This window comes from bacterium (genome assembly GCA_040755795.1).
Taxonomy (GTDB): Bacteria; UBA9089; CG2-30-40-21; order CG2-30-40-21; family SBAY01; genus JBFLXS01.
Genome location: JBFLXS010000622.1, coordinates 1 through 1,719 on the forward strand (window position 1 = coordinate 1; position 1,719 = coordinate 1,719).

The 1,719-nt window shown below is 30.7% G+C and carries 1 protein-coding gene; it reads left to right on the plus strand.

Features of this window, described 5'->3' with window-relative positions; genetic code table 11:
- A partial coding sequence (locus AB1414_20325) for a hypothetical protein (GenBank protein MEW6609760.1) occupies positions 1-1,719 on the plus strand: 1,719 nt, incomplete at both ends.

Sequence of the window (1,719 nt, forward strand, 5' to 3'; positions counted from 1 at the left end):
TTGCTAACAATAATCTTATTTCTTGTGATGATGCAGGGGATAAAATAAGGGTTCATTCTGGAATATCAGCAACAATAACTTCATCTTTTGCTTCCCCTGCTTCAGACCCTTCTGGGCTTTATTATGATGGCACTGACCTTTGGAGTTGTGATAAAGGAACATCAAAGATTTATCATCATTCAGGAATATCAGCAACAATAACAGAAAGTTTTGATAGTCCAGGGATTGCCCCAACAGGTCTTTCTTGTGATAATGCGAAAAATCTTATTTCTGGTAATTACGAAAGATATGGAAGATTTATTTCGTCAGTAAAAACTGATTCAGCGGTTGATAAAACAGAGCTTCAATTTCATAAATATCAAGATGAAATATATTTTATTTATGTAGAAGTAATTAGTGGAGTGCCTCAAATTAGAGTATCAAAAATGAATACAGATGATACAGCTTTTGCTATTATTCATACACAAACTAGTGCATATTATAAAAAAAGTCCTCAAATTATAGTTTATAACAATAAAGTTCATTGCACTTGGGCTGAAGATACTGGTAGTCCACCTACAGGTAATTATGTGCTTCACGGAGTTGTTGGAAATCTTGATGGAAGTAGTTTTGTAAACACACAATTAACTTTTGCAGGAAGTTTTGATTATGTTGAAACTCCACAATTTCAAATATATAAAGAAAAGAAATATTATTTATGGATAACACAACAAAGCACTTATAAACAAGTTGCTTTTGGATGGGCTAATCTTGATAATACAGATTTTAATTGTTGTCAACTAACAAATTCTTCTATTGATAAAACAAAAGCCCAATTTCAAATTTATAACGACAAGGTATATTATATATGGATAGAAAATAACCATATTTATACTGGGGTATCATATTTAGATGGCACAGGATTTGTAGCAACGCAAAGAACGACAACAACTGCTACAAGGGATAATCCTCAATTATATATAAAAGATAATAAAATACACTATGTATGGCAAGAAGATACTAATAAAATTGGTAGAGCCAAAATAAATATTGATGGAACAGAATGGATGACTATAACCGATACAGATACATCTTATACTAATTTATCTAATCCGCAATTATTAGTAGAAGATGTTATATATCATATATGGCAATATTACGATACAAGCACAACTAAATGGAATTTGAAAGTTAAAACAATAAATATTGATTGGACACCAACATCCTCTACAGAAACTTCTATTTATAGAATACTTGACCTTAATGATAAACCATATCCTCAATTTCAAATTGATACTACTGAAAATATAATCTATTATGCTTTTCAGCAAAAAAAAGAAACAGCTTATTATCAAGTAGCTAGGGCAAAAACAAATTTAGGAACTATTTTTGTCCATAAACAAAAAAGCAGTTTAATAGACCGAAGTTATATAACCTCTGACAATATTGACGATATTTACTACGATGGCACTAATCTTATTTCTTGCGATAAAACTGCTAAAAAGATAACGATTTACGATGGAATAAGTAATACAATTAAAAATAGTTTCACAATATCTCACGAACCTTCAGGATTGGCTTTTGCTTCTATTGTTAAAACATCAAGTCTTCAGGTTGATAAATGCGATTTTACAACCTTAAATGATACTTTAGTAATATCTACGGGGAAGAAATGGCTGTTAAGATGGACAGGGAGTGGTAATTTAATCTCAAATGTGCCAACGACTTCATTTCAGCAAT